Origin of the sequence: Paenibacillus chondroitinus NBRC 15376, assembly GCF_004000765.1 — a bacterium.
Taxonomy (GTDB): domain Bacteria; phylum Bacillota; class Bacilli; order Paenibacillales; family NBRC-103111; genus Paenibacillus_E; species Paenibacillus_E chondroitinus.
Genome location: NZ_BILW01000041.1, coordinates 46,239 through 59,792, shown reverse-complemented (window position 1 = coordinate 59,792; position 13,554 = coordinate 46,239). Strand labels below are relative to the sequence as shown.

Below are 13,554 nucleotides of genomic sequence, written 5' to 3'. Positions count from 1 at the left end.
AATTTCTTTCACTCACTGCCGTGTTACCGAAGCAGCGAGAAGTAATATACCATACTAATTTTTATATTGCAACTTCTTTTTTTCTATTAACTTTAATTGGTCTGTCTTGCGACCGGATTGCTAATATACCATGCATAATAATTAAAATGCAATGTTTTATTTTCCCAATATCAATATTTGTTCACTCTTGCCTACACTACCCGACTTTTTTTATATTTATGGGGTCAATGTTCATCGGAGATGAAACGAAAAAAGAGCTGCATTGAAGCAGCTCTTGCGCTATAAAATATTCTTTTGCTCACCATTTTTGAACATTAATATTTCATGCCTTTATTTGTCATGAAAACCTGTAGACGGATTTGTTATGAAGAAACCTTCATCAGACACATAAAAATACTGAATCCAAACTCCATCTAAAAGGTCTTCGCGTTTATCTAATAAGATTTCAATGCCTTTGTCTGTTTTTACGATTTCATCATGTTCAGTTGGTGTATCAAGCTTTATATCATAATGCCCATGATCTCCATGATTCTGTGTTATAAAAACACGAATCATCTTCCCGTCAGCCGCTTCTTTACTATTCAGCATATTTTTTAATACGTTTGCAGCATTTCGATTGATTTTACATTTCATGTTTTGTGTCCTCTATTCAAATTTTGTATACTGTAATAATATTTTTTACAGTATATTTTGTCAAGATATTGATTTCATCTTTTAAATCGTAACATCGTTGATTTTGTAATTCTGATTGTTTCAACTTCATAAATAAGAGCGCCTCCTTGCCAAGTGGCGTAATTGATAGACAGGCGCATTATCCGAACGTGTCAAACCGCCGATTCATCCAGCGATAAGCTCATTTCCATAGCTACCAGTTCATTAACAAACGAAGACAATCGTCCTCCTTCAACGCCAACCCCAACTGAACCTCCATCAACTCAAGATGGGTGATAGCCTTTATGCCATGTCCAACGTTAATAGGAATTTGTCTAACATCGCCCGCCTGAAGCCTGTACCGTTTATGATCCAATAAGATTTCTGCTTCGCCGCTTAAAATCGTTACTATCTCTTTCCGTGTCTGATGCAGATGATAACTGGTTTGCTCCCCTTGGGAGATCTCCACTCTTTTAACCATAACCTCCGTTCCCCGTTCATCCGTCCAATACTCCAAGACCCGACAGGTTCCCCACCTTTTCTCTATATATCTCGGAAACTGAGGTGCAGCATCTAACTTATCCTTAATTAAATTGGCCTGATCCTTGGCAGCAATAAGAATACCATCTAAACTTGCCGCAACAATAACATCAGGTACGCCAATTACTTCAATTGGATAGGGGAGTTCATTAATCATATGCGTATTGGAGGAATCGTCAGATATACGGCCGGGGCCAATGACCTGATTTTCAAAATAACCTGTAATCGCCTTCCAGCTCCCCAGATCATTCCATAAACCCTCATAGCCCATAACGGCTACTCGGTTAGAGTGCTCCACGACCTCTTGATCAAAGCTTGCAGTAGCAAGCTGCTCGTAACAGTCTAGCCATTTGTCAACCTGAATAGGCAGCGCCTTTTTCGCCACATGGTCCAGCATATACTTCAAATTGAACGCAAAAACACCACAGTTCCACAACGCATGCTGCTCAATCAACAAGCCGGCCAGTTGCTCATTAGGCTTCTCTACGAATTGCCGAACGAGGGCATAATCATCCTTCTCCATTAAACGCTCAGGAACAATATAGCCGAATTGGTTAGAGGGGTGTTGAGGCTTCGTTCCAAGAAGGGCAAGCTCCGCCTGCGACTGCGAAAGAATATCCGGAAAGCGATGAAGTTTCCCGAAAAACACCGAATCCGCAAAAGTGTCCACTGGGAGGATACATATCGTTTCGTTCGGATCTACTTGCATCTGCTCATGCAGATAACAGGAAGCCAGCGCGACAGCCGCAAACGTTCCTCTTTTAAAAGGTTCGCTAATGATAGGAATGTTTTCGCCCACATGCTTTCTCGTAATTTCCACTTGGCTGCTATGCGTGATAATGCTCGTAAATTGCAGCAAACCTACTTCATCCAATTGTCGGCATATGCGCCCAATCATCGATTCTCTCGTTCCATCGTCCGATTTCAAAAGTTTAAGAAACACCTTAGAGCGGATCTCGTTGGATAACGGCCATAACCTTTTACCAGAGCCTCCGCACAATAGTACAATCCGCAAGTCAAATGCCCCTTTCCGGGAGACATAACACTTCCCCTTATTTCTTTGAACGAATTACCTTTTCTATAACCTGTTTCATTAACACCCCTGCTCGATTCCAGGATAAATCAAGTACATCTCTTCGGCCTTGGCGTCCTTTCTCCTTGCAAAGCTCAGGGTTTTGGTAGGCTTGCCGCATCGTCCGTCTTAGCGCATGCCGATCGGCTTCCGCCCATCTTTGTCCTTTCTGAGCAAACAGATAGCTGAATGATCGCGAGATCGCATGCCGCCTTTTCATACTAGCTGCAGGACTTTGGAGTCGATAGGGGAGAAGGAACGAATTACGAGTCGTCAAGAAATCCATTTGCCCTCCCCAACCGGTCGCAATGACAGGGACACCGCTAGCCAGCGATTCTAAAAAAGGCAAACCGACGCCTTCGCCACGAGTTGGAAGGACAAAAACATCACCAAGCGTGTAAAGACCTCTCATCTGACTTTCTTGAAGTCGGCGTGCAATCACGACAACAGGGGCTGTCGGCTTTTGAAAACCTAATCTCTTTTGGTATTGCAGAATTTGATTTTTTATCCATCGCTCTGTCTCATAGGCCGCGTATCCATTGGTTTTGATAACGAGAATGACATTATCTTGAGACGAAAACTCTTCCCAGTACGCCCTTAATAAAGCCTCTGGATTCTTGCGATGCTGGAAGCCAAATACGGACACGAACGTAAACTTGCCTGCCGCACGCGGTAGTGACAGTTTTTTATTATCAGGATGGTAAACCTTCGTATCTACGCCATGAGGAACAATATAAATCGGCACCTTCACACCGCTATTTCGCAATGCTACCTTGTTATGTTGGGAGGGGACGCAGATCGCATCGAATTTGTTCATATTCGGCAGCCAATTCCTTGGCGTTCTGCTAGTCTCCCATACCGTGTTCAGAATGATAGTATCGTATCTGCTTCGCGCCGCCTTGAAATTTATATGATTGGGAACATGGTTATAGATAAGCACCTTTTTGCCATGAGATGACCTCCCTTTGGGACCAGACAATCCCCAGCTCACCGCAACCCCCTGGCGCGTAAGTGCCCGTGCATAGGCTCTACTCGCATAACCGAGACCACTGGCTCTATGGACAGGTCCTTCCCAGGTCACACGATAGGACTTCATAAAGACTTTACCTTCCTGGCTTTTACATAACCCTTGCGTTTATGAAGAGAAATGGATCGGTAATGCTTCGCAAGAGCCCTGACCGTCGATGGAATGCGTGAAGCACCCAAGCTTAAACTTTTGTTCAATGCAGACTTCAAGATCATGTTGTGCGGAGCGGTCGCGTAGAGGAAATTACCGTAAGTTTCAAATTCTGAGAAAGCAAACTGCTTGGATTTATTCATACTGGCCATAATAGCCGAATACCAGCTTCTGTTGTGCTTCGCTTCAATCGTGCTTTTCAGCTGTGCCACTTTCGATCTCTCAAACAGCATATAGTGGGTAACAAACGACCGACGAGACAAGCGTCCTCTGCCCATTAGTTTTCGATAGGTTTTAAAATATTCACTCTGACTCCAGTCCCGGCAATAAAACACGGTCTTGGATCCCACTTTAAAAACATGCGGACGAATGAGTACTGTATCCGCATCAATCACCAAGTAATACTTGGATGTACAGAGCGTGTCACCGTTAAGCTTCAGCAGTTGTTGATAAAGCCAGCCGGATCGATCCCATGTTTTGGATTCATAGTGGATATTCTTCTTCGTTATAGGGAGAACCGTGTCCTCATGAACGAACCTGCACCCCTTGCGCTGACAAAGGTCCAGAATTCTCTTCTTTCGCGGAGCAACAATGATGATTTCACCAATAGGATGTTTCACATACTTCCGTACGGCATCAATCACCATAGGAAGTGTTCCCAAATCCTTCTCGATCGCTGGGATTAACACATCAATTTGGGTTGAACTACTCAACACGACGCTTCCTGACATCAGCATGTACTCATCTCCATTAACCGAATGTATGAATTATCATATGTTCGACGGAAAAAAAGGCATGGGTATATGGAAAAAAAGTGACCCTTTTAACATTAACGATTTCTCATTTAAGTCGTTCCCCTCAACGCAAAAAAAGCCACGATAGTCGCGGCACTTAAGAAGTTCTACTATAACGAGATTTTTGAAGCAGCCGCCGCATCGAGAATAATCGTCGCATTCGCATGCAGCTGCAAAAAAGACGCTGGAACATTGGTTGTTATTGGCCCAGCAAAAGCTTTTGCCACCATGTCGGCTTTATTGTCGCCTGTAGCAACCAGAACGATGTTCCGCGCTTTCATAACGGCCTCCAAACCGATCGTTATCGATTGCTTAGGCACCTCATCTTCAGAACGAAAATGCGGCGAGTGAACAGGTCTGTTCTCTACAAAAAGTTGTGAAACATACGTTTTCGCAGGTATATGATTGCTTGGTTCGATAAAAGCAATATGTCCGTTTAAGCCTAGCCCCATAAGCTGCCAATCCACGTAACCGAGATCTGCCAACACTTGATCAAATCTAAGGCACTCAGCCATCAGGTCCGTTGAACTGCCATCGGGAATTTGCGGCTCGTATCGAAGCGTCTGAAGCTGGCCAAACAAATGCTCTTGCATATAGGTTCGATAACTTTCCGGATGATCAACCGGAATGCCGACCAGTTCATCAGGGTTAATGAATCTAGCTTCATGAAAGATGAGCTCACCTGCTTGCTCCCGCCGGATCCACTCTTGATAGATCCCGTATTTTATAGGTGACGAGCCCGTGGTCATGCCAAGCACCGATGTCGGTTTACGCTTAATCTGTTCCGATAACAGGTCGGCAACTCTGGTTTTAATTTCTTCGGGCGGTAACACTTCAATCTTCAACCGAATTCTCCTCTCCATATTTATCTCGTAAACAATTCCTATATAATCATTTAAATGGTAACGGCTTGATTTTCATACTTCCATAATAATGCGGCGCCAACTGCCCCTGCATCTACACCAAGAGATGAGCGGGCTATTTTTACATCTTTTACCATATCTTCGATTCCAAGCTTTTGTATGGTGTTCCACATGGGCTCAAAAAGCACATCACCACATAGAGACACGCTGCCACCGAAAATGATAATTTCCGGATTGAACAAATGGATGAACGTCACCATCGCGGTCCCCAGTGCTTCCCCCGCCTCTTTCAGCAAAGAGATGGCATAAGGGTCACCGCTTGAGGCAGCTTCTGCCACAAGCTTCGCCGTAACCTTGTTCGGATCATGTCCAGCCATCTCAGCCAGCGGTGCGGTTAGCAACTTTCCTGAAATTATGTCTTCAGCGGCTATCCGGGCTATTGAATTGCCGGAGGCATACATTTCTACACAGCCTTTATTACCGCATTTGCATATAGGCCCTTTCCTATCAATGCTGATATGGCCGATCTCCGCTGCATTATTCGAAGCACCCAGCAGCAAGTGGCCACCGCTGATGACACCGCCCCCAATTCCCGTGGACACGGTTACATATAAACAGTCCTCTGTTCCTTTGCCTGCACCAACGATCCATTCTCCTAGCGCTGCAGCACTTGCATCATTGATCAAACGGACAGGAATACCGAATTTCCGTTCCAATATCGGCCCTAAGGCAACATTTTTCCAACCTAAATTTGTCGAGAGAACAATTGTTCCCGTATCCATATCAAGTATCCCTGCAGTTGCGATACCTAGGCTTAAAATGCTGCGAGCATGAAGATTGGGTACAGAAGACAAAAGCGACTCTATCATATGGATCAGCCTGCTAATGACTTCATGCTCTCCTTGAGCTGCTAAAGTAGGCTGTTGATCTTTGATTATTACGCGACCTTGTGTATCCACCAAAGCTGCCAACATTTTGGTTCCACCGATATCTATCCCTAAAAAGTACCCGTCAATTGTCATAGCTGCTCCTTCATACATCTGTCTTGGTAGACTCGTACCTATGTTCTTTCATCTGTTGAATCCGAACGGGATCGATCGGGCCCAGCGGATCGCCATTTATTCGTACGCCTTTTCCGAAATGAACTTCCTGAACGCCTGTTTCGGCTACAAATGCAGGCAAAGACGCAATCGTAAGCCCGCTTCCCGCTAAAATCTGAATGGACGTCTTCTGACTCCAAGCGACCAGATGCTTCATCTCCTGAACGGCATCCAAAACATTGGGCTTACCTCCCGAGGTAAGGATACGATCAATTTGCTTGAACTTCTCTAGCTCATCTAACGCTTCCTGAACATCCCGAACTTCATCGAACGCACGATGGAAGGTAACGGAGAGCCCCTCCGCCTCTTCCAACAATCTCGCCAACACTTCCACATCCGGACGCCGGTCTGGCGTCAGCGCACCTAGCACCACGCCAGCAGCCCCAATTTTTTTGACCATGCGGATGTCCGTCATCATGGCGGCAACATCCAGACGATCATAGAAGAAAGAATAGCTGTGAGGTCGGATCATCACCTGAACGGGCAGCTTGGTAGCCTGAACCGCCGCTTCGATTAGCCCATAGCTTGGCGTTAGTCCGCCTTCCAACATGCCGGTGATGAGTTCGATCCGATCGGCACCACTCTGTTCAGCCGCAATGACGTCCCTCACACTTGTAGCGATAACTTCGAGCAGCACATGTTTCACCTAACCTTTCACAGCTCCTTGCGTTAAACCCGCAACGATATATTTTTGCACGATGGCGAACATAATAACGACAGGAATGAGTGATATGATGCCTGCCGCACTCATTTGCCCCCAATTGATATCGAATTTCTGAACAAAACTGCTGAGACCGACAGGAACCGTCTTGGCAGATTCGCTGTTTGTGAACATAACCCCGAAAAACAAATCGTTCCAAGAACCAATAAAAGCAAATACAAATGTCGCTACAATACCTGGCTGCATCATCGGCAGCACAACTCTAGACATGGTCTGGAATTTGTTGCAGCCGTCAATCATGGCCGCTTCTTCCAAAGAAACTGGAATACGCTGAAAGAAACTGGACATCGTAATCAAGCAAAACGGGATATTCATTGCTGTATAAGTAATAATTAATGCAGGCAGCTTATTTAATAAATGAATTTGGCCAAAGGTAATAAACAAAGGCACTAGGATGACCATGACCGGCACCATTTGGGTAGCCAAAAAGGAGACGAGCACAAATTTTTTACCCTTAAATTGATATCTGGCCAAACTGTATCCTCCCAAGATGGAAGCAAGCAGAACCAGAATTGAACTACTCATGCTGACTGTAAAGCTGTTCAATAAATAGCGGGGGAAATTTGTATTTTGCAGCGTATCCACATAATTCACCCAGGTCAGTGCCTTGGGCCACAAAGTCAATTGTCCGCTATATATTTCTTGCCTTGTTTTTAAAGAAGTCACCAAAATCCAATAAAAAGGAAGCAGCGTACCTAACCCAAAAAGCAATAGTACAACAAATCGAACTAATTCAGGAGCCGTTTTTCGTCCGAAGGAAGTCATTTAAAAATCACCTGCATCGTCATATTTGGTTGCACGAAGGAAAATTAACGTATAGAGAATTAGGATAATCAACATGAGTACGCCAAGAGCGGACGCTTGCCCGAAATCCGTCGTATAGGAAATCTGATTAAATATGTACGATGACAGATTATGCGAGGTGTTAGCTGGCCCCCCATTTGTCATGATATAAATAAGATCCGCTGAGTTGAACACCCAAATAACCCGGAGCAAAACAGTAAGGATGATCGTCGATTTAATGAACGGAATGGTCACGAAAAATAACTTCGTCCATCGGCCGGCACCATCGATATCTGCGGATTCGTAAATATCCTTCGGCACCGATTGCAAAGCGGCCAGCAGCATGATTCCAAAGAAGGGTACGCCATACCAAACCATCGCGATAATGATAGGAAATATCGAAATGCCAGGCAGCGCCAAAAACGAAATACCTTTTTCGATGATTCCCAGCTTTATTAACAAATAGTTAATCAAACCGTTTTGCTCACTAAACATCCATTTGAAAATCATCCCGATTAAAAAAGCAGACACCGCCCAAGGTAGAAATACAACCGATTGGTAGATGTTTTTCCCTTTAAACTTCGTATTCAAAGCCTGTGCCAGCATAAATCCGAGAACGAATTGCAGCCCGACAGTCAGCACGACCCACAACAAGGAATTCCACAAAATTCGAACGATATTGTTGTCCATAAATATGGCTTTAAAGTTCTCCAAACCGGAAAAACGAATGTCGTTCGGCTCAAACAAGATATAGTGCATAAAGGCCAATTTCAAGCCTTGGAGCAGCGGATATGCAAAAAAAGCTAACAGGATCAGGATAGCCGGAGCAATAAGCAAGTAAGGTTCCCATCGTTTTAATATCAATTTCAAAGCCGCTTCACCTCCCTATCGGATAAGGAAAAGACAACCGGTACAGAACTCCGCCCCGGTTGTCTGCTTCTAGATGTTATTATTTATTGGTTTTCAAATAATCTTGCTGTTCCTTAGTCAGGAAATCAGCCAAATGCTTAATGGTATCCTCGAGGGATTGTGTTTTACTCAAATATTTCTGGGTTTCTTGGACAGCGAATGTACCTGAGAATTGCCCCAGCTTGGTCAGATGGCTTGGCGGTCCGGCAAATACAATGTTAGAATCCGCCATAGCACCCGCATATCCGGCAATTGGACCTTTGCTGAAGAATGGATCTTTCAAATTATCTTTATAAATCGGAATGCTTGAATTTTTAATGCTATATTGCAAATTGATCTCTGGAGAGCTTAAGAACTGGATAAACTTCCAAGCTGCATCTTTGTGTTCGGAGTTGGCAGCCATCGCGTAGGCAGCTGTGTATCCCCAGAAAATATAACGTTTGCCGTCATCGGATTTCGGCATTGGAACGACGTTCCATGTGCCTTCCTTCATGTTCTTCTGAGCTGTAATAATGACTTCAGGGGTTTGATTCAGGATGGCCGTCTGCCCGTTTAAGAAGCCCTGCACCATTTCATTAAAGCCCCAGTTGATCGACTCTTTAGGAGAATTACCGTTTAGATAGATGTCATAAAACTTCTTGAATGCCGCTTGCCCTTCCGGTTTGTAAAGAATCGATTTGCCGTCTTTATCGAACCAACTCTCGCTGTGCGTCGCCGCCATCACGTATTCCATTGCTCGAAGAATACCATTCGCGCCGCCACGGAATGAAATACCATAGTGTCCTTTGGAAGCATCCGTTAGCTGTTGGGAAAGCTTGAAGTAATCGTCCCAGGTATCGATTTTCTCCGGCAGGTTACTTTCTTTGAACCAGTCGCTACGAATAAATAGACCTTGGAGCAAAAATCCATCGGGAATTGCATAGACTTTGTCCTGATACTTGTTTCTTGCCTGCTTGAACGCCTCGGTGAGGTTGCCTACTTGATCCCATTTATCGTAATAAGGCTGTAGATTTTCGATATAACCGGCAGCAGACATGGCTACGAGAGATGTATCGTCGATGCTGATGACATCCGGAAGCTGTTTGGCTGCACCTAGAGCCATCCATTTCTTATTCGCATCATCCCAAGGAACGGATGTGTATTCAACTTCAATGTTCGGGTTTTTGGTTTGGAATTGTTTGATGAAATCCTGCATGAGTGCTGTTCGCTCTGGGCTTGGAAGCGGATCTAAATACGTAATTTTTTCTTTTTTGCCTGAACTTTGAGCTGCATTACTACTTGAATTTGCTGCAGGTTCGCTGGAGCAGCCGACAAGTCCGACCGTCAGTACAAGAACCATGCTCATCACCATTGTTGACACTCTTTTTTTCAAAATAACCCCTCCCGATTGTTCCTCGAAATTATATATGTAACTTGTCGGCGTGCTTGTTGATCTTATCCGACAATGCTCATATCACTTATGAGTGAATTTGAAGCGTGAAGACAGCGGTGTTGCGACCGATAACTTTCTTGTTATCATTCTTGATTTCTATGGGTGCAAGCTCATACATGCTCTGAATCGTGTTGAGATTGTCATACTGGATTTGCTCTAAAATCGACGCGACGATTAACGGCCATTCGTCCTCTGAACCGTCCAGCACTTTCAAGGCGAAGGCCAGCTTTTCTTTTTTTAGCCCGAAACAATAAACGCCTTTGGCCCCACCCTTCGCTACAATATTCGGATCCATGAGCAAGGACGAACAAATGCGATCAGAACCGGCAACCATCTCATAGTGCTCATTCATGAGCCCCACCATCTTCTCGACAGCTGTACGAATCGCTGCATCCTCTATGAGTTCCGGGCAGGCCAATTTAAGAAAAGCAGTTGCCAAGTTTCTCAATGGAATGGCAAACACGGGGAACCCGCAGCCATCAGTGCCAAGCTGAATCTGATCAATCGGGCATTCCGACAAGTACGAGAGCGTTTCCAATATCTCTAGCTGCGCCGGGTGTTGAGGCTCATAATAGGTCTCCAAGGGATATCCCATCATTTTGCACAGTGCTAGAACTCCCAGATGCTTACCAGAGCAATTATGATATATCGAGCGCTTAGGCGCTTGATGGCGAAGCAAATCCTCCGTCGCATAGACGCTAAGCGGGTAAGTCGGGTGGCAGACAAGCCCGTCTTCCGTCACGCCAATTTTTCCCAACATCGACTCTAGCGCATCTACATGAAAAGGCTCGGCTCGATGAGAGCCCATCATGATGGCCGTTTCCTTACCCGTTAATCCGAAGTGGACATCTGCGCCATGACGCAGCACAGGAATTGCTTGAAATGGTTTGCCAGCAGATCTTAAGAACGTGACTGCGTTCGTATCACCGACAACATACTTCACATCCCCCGAATAAGAAACTCCGCAAATATGCCCCCGATGCACGCATTCCAGCGTGTCTCCGCGATATTCTTCCAGCAATATTTGATCCATATGACTTCCTCCTAAGTTACATTTCATGATCTAAACGCTGCTGCAGCGCAAGGGTCGCCGCTCCGATCATAACGGCATTACTTTGCAATTTGGAACTAACCAGCTTATATGTTCCGTTAAAGGGGCCCCATATAAACTGATTGATTTTTTGTTTCACAGATTCAAGCATTTCTGTATGCTGCTCAATCAAATGCCCACCGAGAATGATCGTGTCCGGGTTATACATGCATACAACATTGCTAACGGTAATCGCAATATACGTGCAGGCACGGTCAATAATCTGCACGGCCCACGTCTCATTATTATGAGCACTGTCAAAAATCTCCTTAATGCTGGTTACAGGCTTAACTTTATTGGCTTCCTGAATGATGGTGAAGTCGGCAATATACGTTTGCAGACAGCCGCGTTTCCCGCACTCGCACAGCATACCATTCGGGTCAACAGTTGAATGACCAATCTCACCTGCGATATTCGATTCCCCCCGGTAGACCGTACCATCAATGACGAGCGCAGAACCAACTCCGCTGCCAAAACCAAGCAATACCGCTCTTTTGGATCCCTTAACGAAACCGTAGTACGTTTCACCCAGCGCTTTGACTTTCAGGTCATTATCAATAACCGTCGGAATATGAAGATGTGACTCTACCAAAGCAGCGAAATGGACATTCTCCCATCCTAATTGGGAAGAGAAAACAATCGTCCCCTTATCCGTATCGATGATTCCCGGAACGCCTATTCCGATTCCGATGATTTTAGAAATAACAATCTCATTGCGTTCAATAAGCTCTTGAATGAACTCGGAAAGCTCACGCGCCACCTTAACCGGATCATCCAAGTGATAAAGCTTCGTTATGGTATGCTCAGCAATCATGTGACCGTCAAAGTCGACGATCCCAATTTTGATTACTCCTTTATCCATTTCGACACCGATTGTGAGCACTGACCCGGCATCAATATCAAGCATCGTCGCTTTTCTTCCTACACCTGAAGAGTATTGCTCCGTCTCCTTGACCAGGCCGATTAGACAAAGATCGTTGACGATTCGGCCTACAGAAGTAGCGCTCATCGAGGTAAGCTTAGCAATCTTCGCTCTTGATATCGGGCGGCTGCTTTTAATGAGATCGAGCACCATGTTCTTATTTTTTTTCTTTATAAACTCCTGATCGTGCTTGCTAATATCCATTTCTTTACCACCCTTTAATTACTCCACTGATGTTATTAATTAAATAAAAAAAATGACGAAAGCACATATATTTATGTAATATTAGTAGTTTTATCAAAAAATAAGTTAGTAATTAATTCCTCGGTGTTAATAATACGATATTATCAGGAGATCTATAACCTGTCAAGAAAATTTGATTTTTGTGTTATGTAATGTGACATGTAATCGCTAGAATCATCTAAATATTGGAATACCTTCAGAATTCAACCCTGAAATATTGTTATTTTACATGACACGGCTAATATCTTTTATTGGAACCATCCAACAAACAAGGAAAAAACCGAGGACTCTCCTGAGAGAACTTCCTCGGTTGTAATGTTCGTGTTAGATCCCAGGATAGCCTGGGGGATATGGATAGTAGGGATTAGGCGGGTAGGGATAAGGATACGGATATGGGTACGGATACGGATATGGATAGTAAGAATCAGCCGCACTATATACAAGTGGAGCTACTAGCCACGGAAGTGCATTGTTGAAACCACCGCCGGGGAAGAAACCGCCATGAAAGCCAGGACCAAAACCGGGTCCATGGCCAAATCCAGGCCCGAAGCCAGGTCCATGGCCAATGCCGCCGATACCTCCGACATGTCCTGGACCACCGATACCTCCTATACCGCCGACATGCCCTGGACCTCCGATTCCACCATGCCCGATGCCTCCGCCATGTAAACCGCCACCAACTGGCGGACGAAATTCAAGTTCTTCCTGATTCGTCATTAAAGGATCACTCACATTCTTGTGTAGTTGAAATGCCTAATACACTGTATGTGTGAATGCCTAGTTGGTGATTAGTTTGCTGAAATTGGGCGGCGAAAATAAACCGGACACATCCGTCAGGATGAGCCCGGTTAGAGAGTTGGTTGCCATTTAACCTATTTTTTCCGAACACTCATAAGATCGCAAAGCCCAACAAAAAAAACAATAATCGTCGTTATAACAATAAATCGAAAATCCCAGGCATTGGGGAATTCATTCACTTTGGTTCCCGTTACACGCAAAATGATGACAAATAAGAGGAGGAGCAAATCAAAAAACATGCAATACGCCATACGGGCTGAAAGCTTGTGGAGGGGAAGTTTGTCCATCATCCTGCCAAATCCGAAAAGATCTGATGATTTGATCGGTTCATTGGATTTTTTCTGGGGGGAATTGTCCTTTGGAGGTTCAGTGTTCGGCTTTTGTTCGTTTGTCATCCTTTTTTACAGATCGTTGAATGGCCTCGTTGACGTCCAGCACATCCAACCACATGAGCATAGC

Annotated in this window: 13 protein-coding genes; all 13 read right to left on the bottom strand. The window is 44.7% G+C overall.

Annotated features, from left to right (window positions below; translation table 11 throughout):
* Positions 1 to 330 precede the first annotated feature (330 nt).
* The 13 genes from PCH02S_RS29200 to PCH02S_RS29140 all read right to left on the bottom strand — a co-directional run bounded on the left by PCH02S_RS29200 (position 331) and on the right by PCH02S_RS29140 (position 13,014).
* Positions 331 to 633 (bottom strand): iron-sulfur cluster assembly accessory protein, encoded by a 303-nt coding sequence (locus tag PCH02S_RS29200; protein ID WP_127457614.1) that lies wholly within the window; start codon positions 631 to 633, stop codon positions 331 to 333.
* Between the two features lie 232 nt (positions 634 to 865).
* Positions 866 to 2,206 (bottom strand): sugar phosphate nucleotidyltransferase, encoded by a 1,341-nt coding sequence (locus PCH02S_RS29195; RefSeq protein WP_127457613.1) that lies wholly within the window; start codon positions 2,204 to 2,206, stop codon positions 866 to 868.
* Positions 2,207 to 2,243: 37 nt separating this feature from the next.
* Positions 2,244 to 3,359: a glycosyltransferase family 4 protein gene (locus PCH02S_RS29190; RefSeq protein ID WP_127457612.1), complete on the bottom strand. Its 1,116-nt coding sequence runs from the start codon at positions 3,357 to 3,359 to the stop codon at positions 2,244 to 2,246.
* The gene (locus tag PCH02S_RS29185) at positions 3,356 to 4,177 is read right to left on the bottom strand and encodes a DUF6492 family protein (RefSeq protein WP_127457611.1); all 822 of its coding nucleotides are present in this window, start codon (positions 4,175 to 4,177) and stop codon (positions 3,356 to 3,358) included. Before PCH02S_RS29185 ends, PCH02S_RS29190 begins: the two co-directional genes overlap by 4 nt.
* A 167-nt stretch (positions 4,178 to 4,344) precedes the next feature.
* On the bottom strand, positions 4,345 to 5,079 hold the full coding sequence (locus PCH02S_RS29180; protein WP_164819780.1) for a glucosamine-6-phosphate deaminase: 735 nt from the start codon (positions 5,077 to 5,079) through the stop codon (positions 4,345 to 4,347).
* 50 nt (positions 5,080 to 5,129) lie between these two features.
* A complete protein-coding gene (locus PCH02S_RS29175; protein ID WP_164819779.1) occupies positions 5,130 to 6,119 on the bottom strand; it encodes an ROK family protein in 990 nt (329 codons plus the stop codon).
* 10 nt (positions 6,120 to 6,129) lie between these two features.
* Positions 6,130 to 6,843 (bottom strand): copper homeostasis protein CutC, encoded by a 714-nt coding sequence (locus PCH02S_RS29170; RefSeq protein WP_307719954.1) that lies wholly within the window; start codon positions 6,841 to 6,843, stop codon positions 6,130 to 6,132.
* On the bottom strand, positions 6,844 to 7,683 hold the full coding sequence (locus PCH02S_RS29165; RefSeq protein ID WP_127457608.1) for a carbohydrate ABC transporter permease: 840 nt from the start codon (positions 7,681 to 7,683) through the stop codon (positions 6,844 to 6,846).
* On the bottom strand, positions 7,684 to 8,571 hold the full coding sequence (locus PCH02S_RS29160) for a carbohydrate ABC transporter permease (protein WP_127457607.1): 888 nt from the start codon (positions 8,569 to 8,571) through the stop codon (positions 7,684 to 7,686).
* A gap of 79 nt (positions 8,572 to 8,650) precedes the next feature.
* Positions 8,651 to 9,982 carry an ABC transporter substrate-binding protein gene (locus PCH02S_RS29155; RefSeq protein ID WP_127457606.1) on the bottom strand — a complete coding sequence of 444 codons (1,332 nt, stop codon included), beginning with the start codon at positions 9,980 to 9,982 and terminating at the stop codon, positions 8,651 to 8,653.
* An 85-nt stretch (positions 9,983 to 10,067) separates the two neighbouring features.
* A complete protein-coding gene (locus PCH02S_RS29150; protein ID WP_127457605.1) occupies positions 10,068 to 11,075 on the bottom strand; it encodes an asparaginase in 1,008 nt (335 codons plus the stop codon).
* A gap of 16 nt (positions 11,076 to 11,091) precedes the next feature.
* Entirely contained in the window at positions 11,092 to 12,258 is a 1,167-nt protein-coding gene (locus PCH02S_RS29145; protein ID WP_127457604.1) for an ROK family protein, read from the bottom strand.
* 363 nt (positions 12,259 to 12,621) lie between these two features.
* The gene (locus PCH02S_RS29140) at positions 12,622 to 13,014 is read right to left on the bottom strand and encodes a hypothetical protein (RefSeq protein WP_127457603.1); all 393 of its coding nucleotides are present in this window, start codon (positions 13,012 to 13,014) and stop codon (positions 12,622 to 12,624) included.
* Positions 13,015 to 13,554: the final 540 nt, after the last annotated feature.

Excerpts from the sequence above, each read along its gene's own strand:
- PCH02S_RS29200 (WP_127457614.1), bottom strand. The coding sequence starts at position 633 with ATGAAATGTAAAATCAATCGAAATGCTGCAAACGTATTAAAAAATATG.
- PCH02S_RS29140 (WP_127457603.1), bottom strand. The coding sequence starts at position 13,014 with ATGACGAATCAGGAAGAACTTGAATTTCGTCCGCCAGTTGGTGGCGGT.
- PCH02S_RS29145 (WP_127457604.1), bottom strand. The coding sequence starts at position 12,258 with ATGGATATTAGCAAGCACGATCAGGAGTTTATAAAGAAAAAAAATAAG.
- PCH02S_RS29165 (WP_127457608.1), bottom strand. The coding sequence starts at position 7,683 with ATGACTTCCTTCGGACGAAAAACGGCTCCTGAATTAGTTCGATTTGTT.
- PCH02S_RS29175 (WP_164819779.1), bottom strand. The coding sequence starts at position 6,119 with ATGACAATTGACGGGTACTTTTTAGGGATAGATATCGGTGGAACCAAA.
- PCH02S_RS29150 (WP_127457605.1), bottom strand. The coding sequence starts at position 11,075 with ATGGATCAAATATTGCTGGAAGAATATCGCGGAGACACGCTGGAATGC.
- PCH02S_RS29190 (WP_127457612.1), bottom strand. The coding sequence starts at position 3,359 with ATGAAGTCCTATCGTGTGACCTGGGAAGGACCTGTCCATAGAGCCAGT.
- PCH02S_RS29185 (WP_127457611.1), bottom strand. The coding sequence starts at position 4,177 with ATGCTGATGTCAGGAAGCGTCGTGTTGAGTAGTTCAACCCAAATTGAT.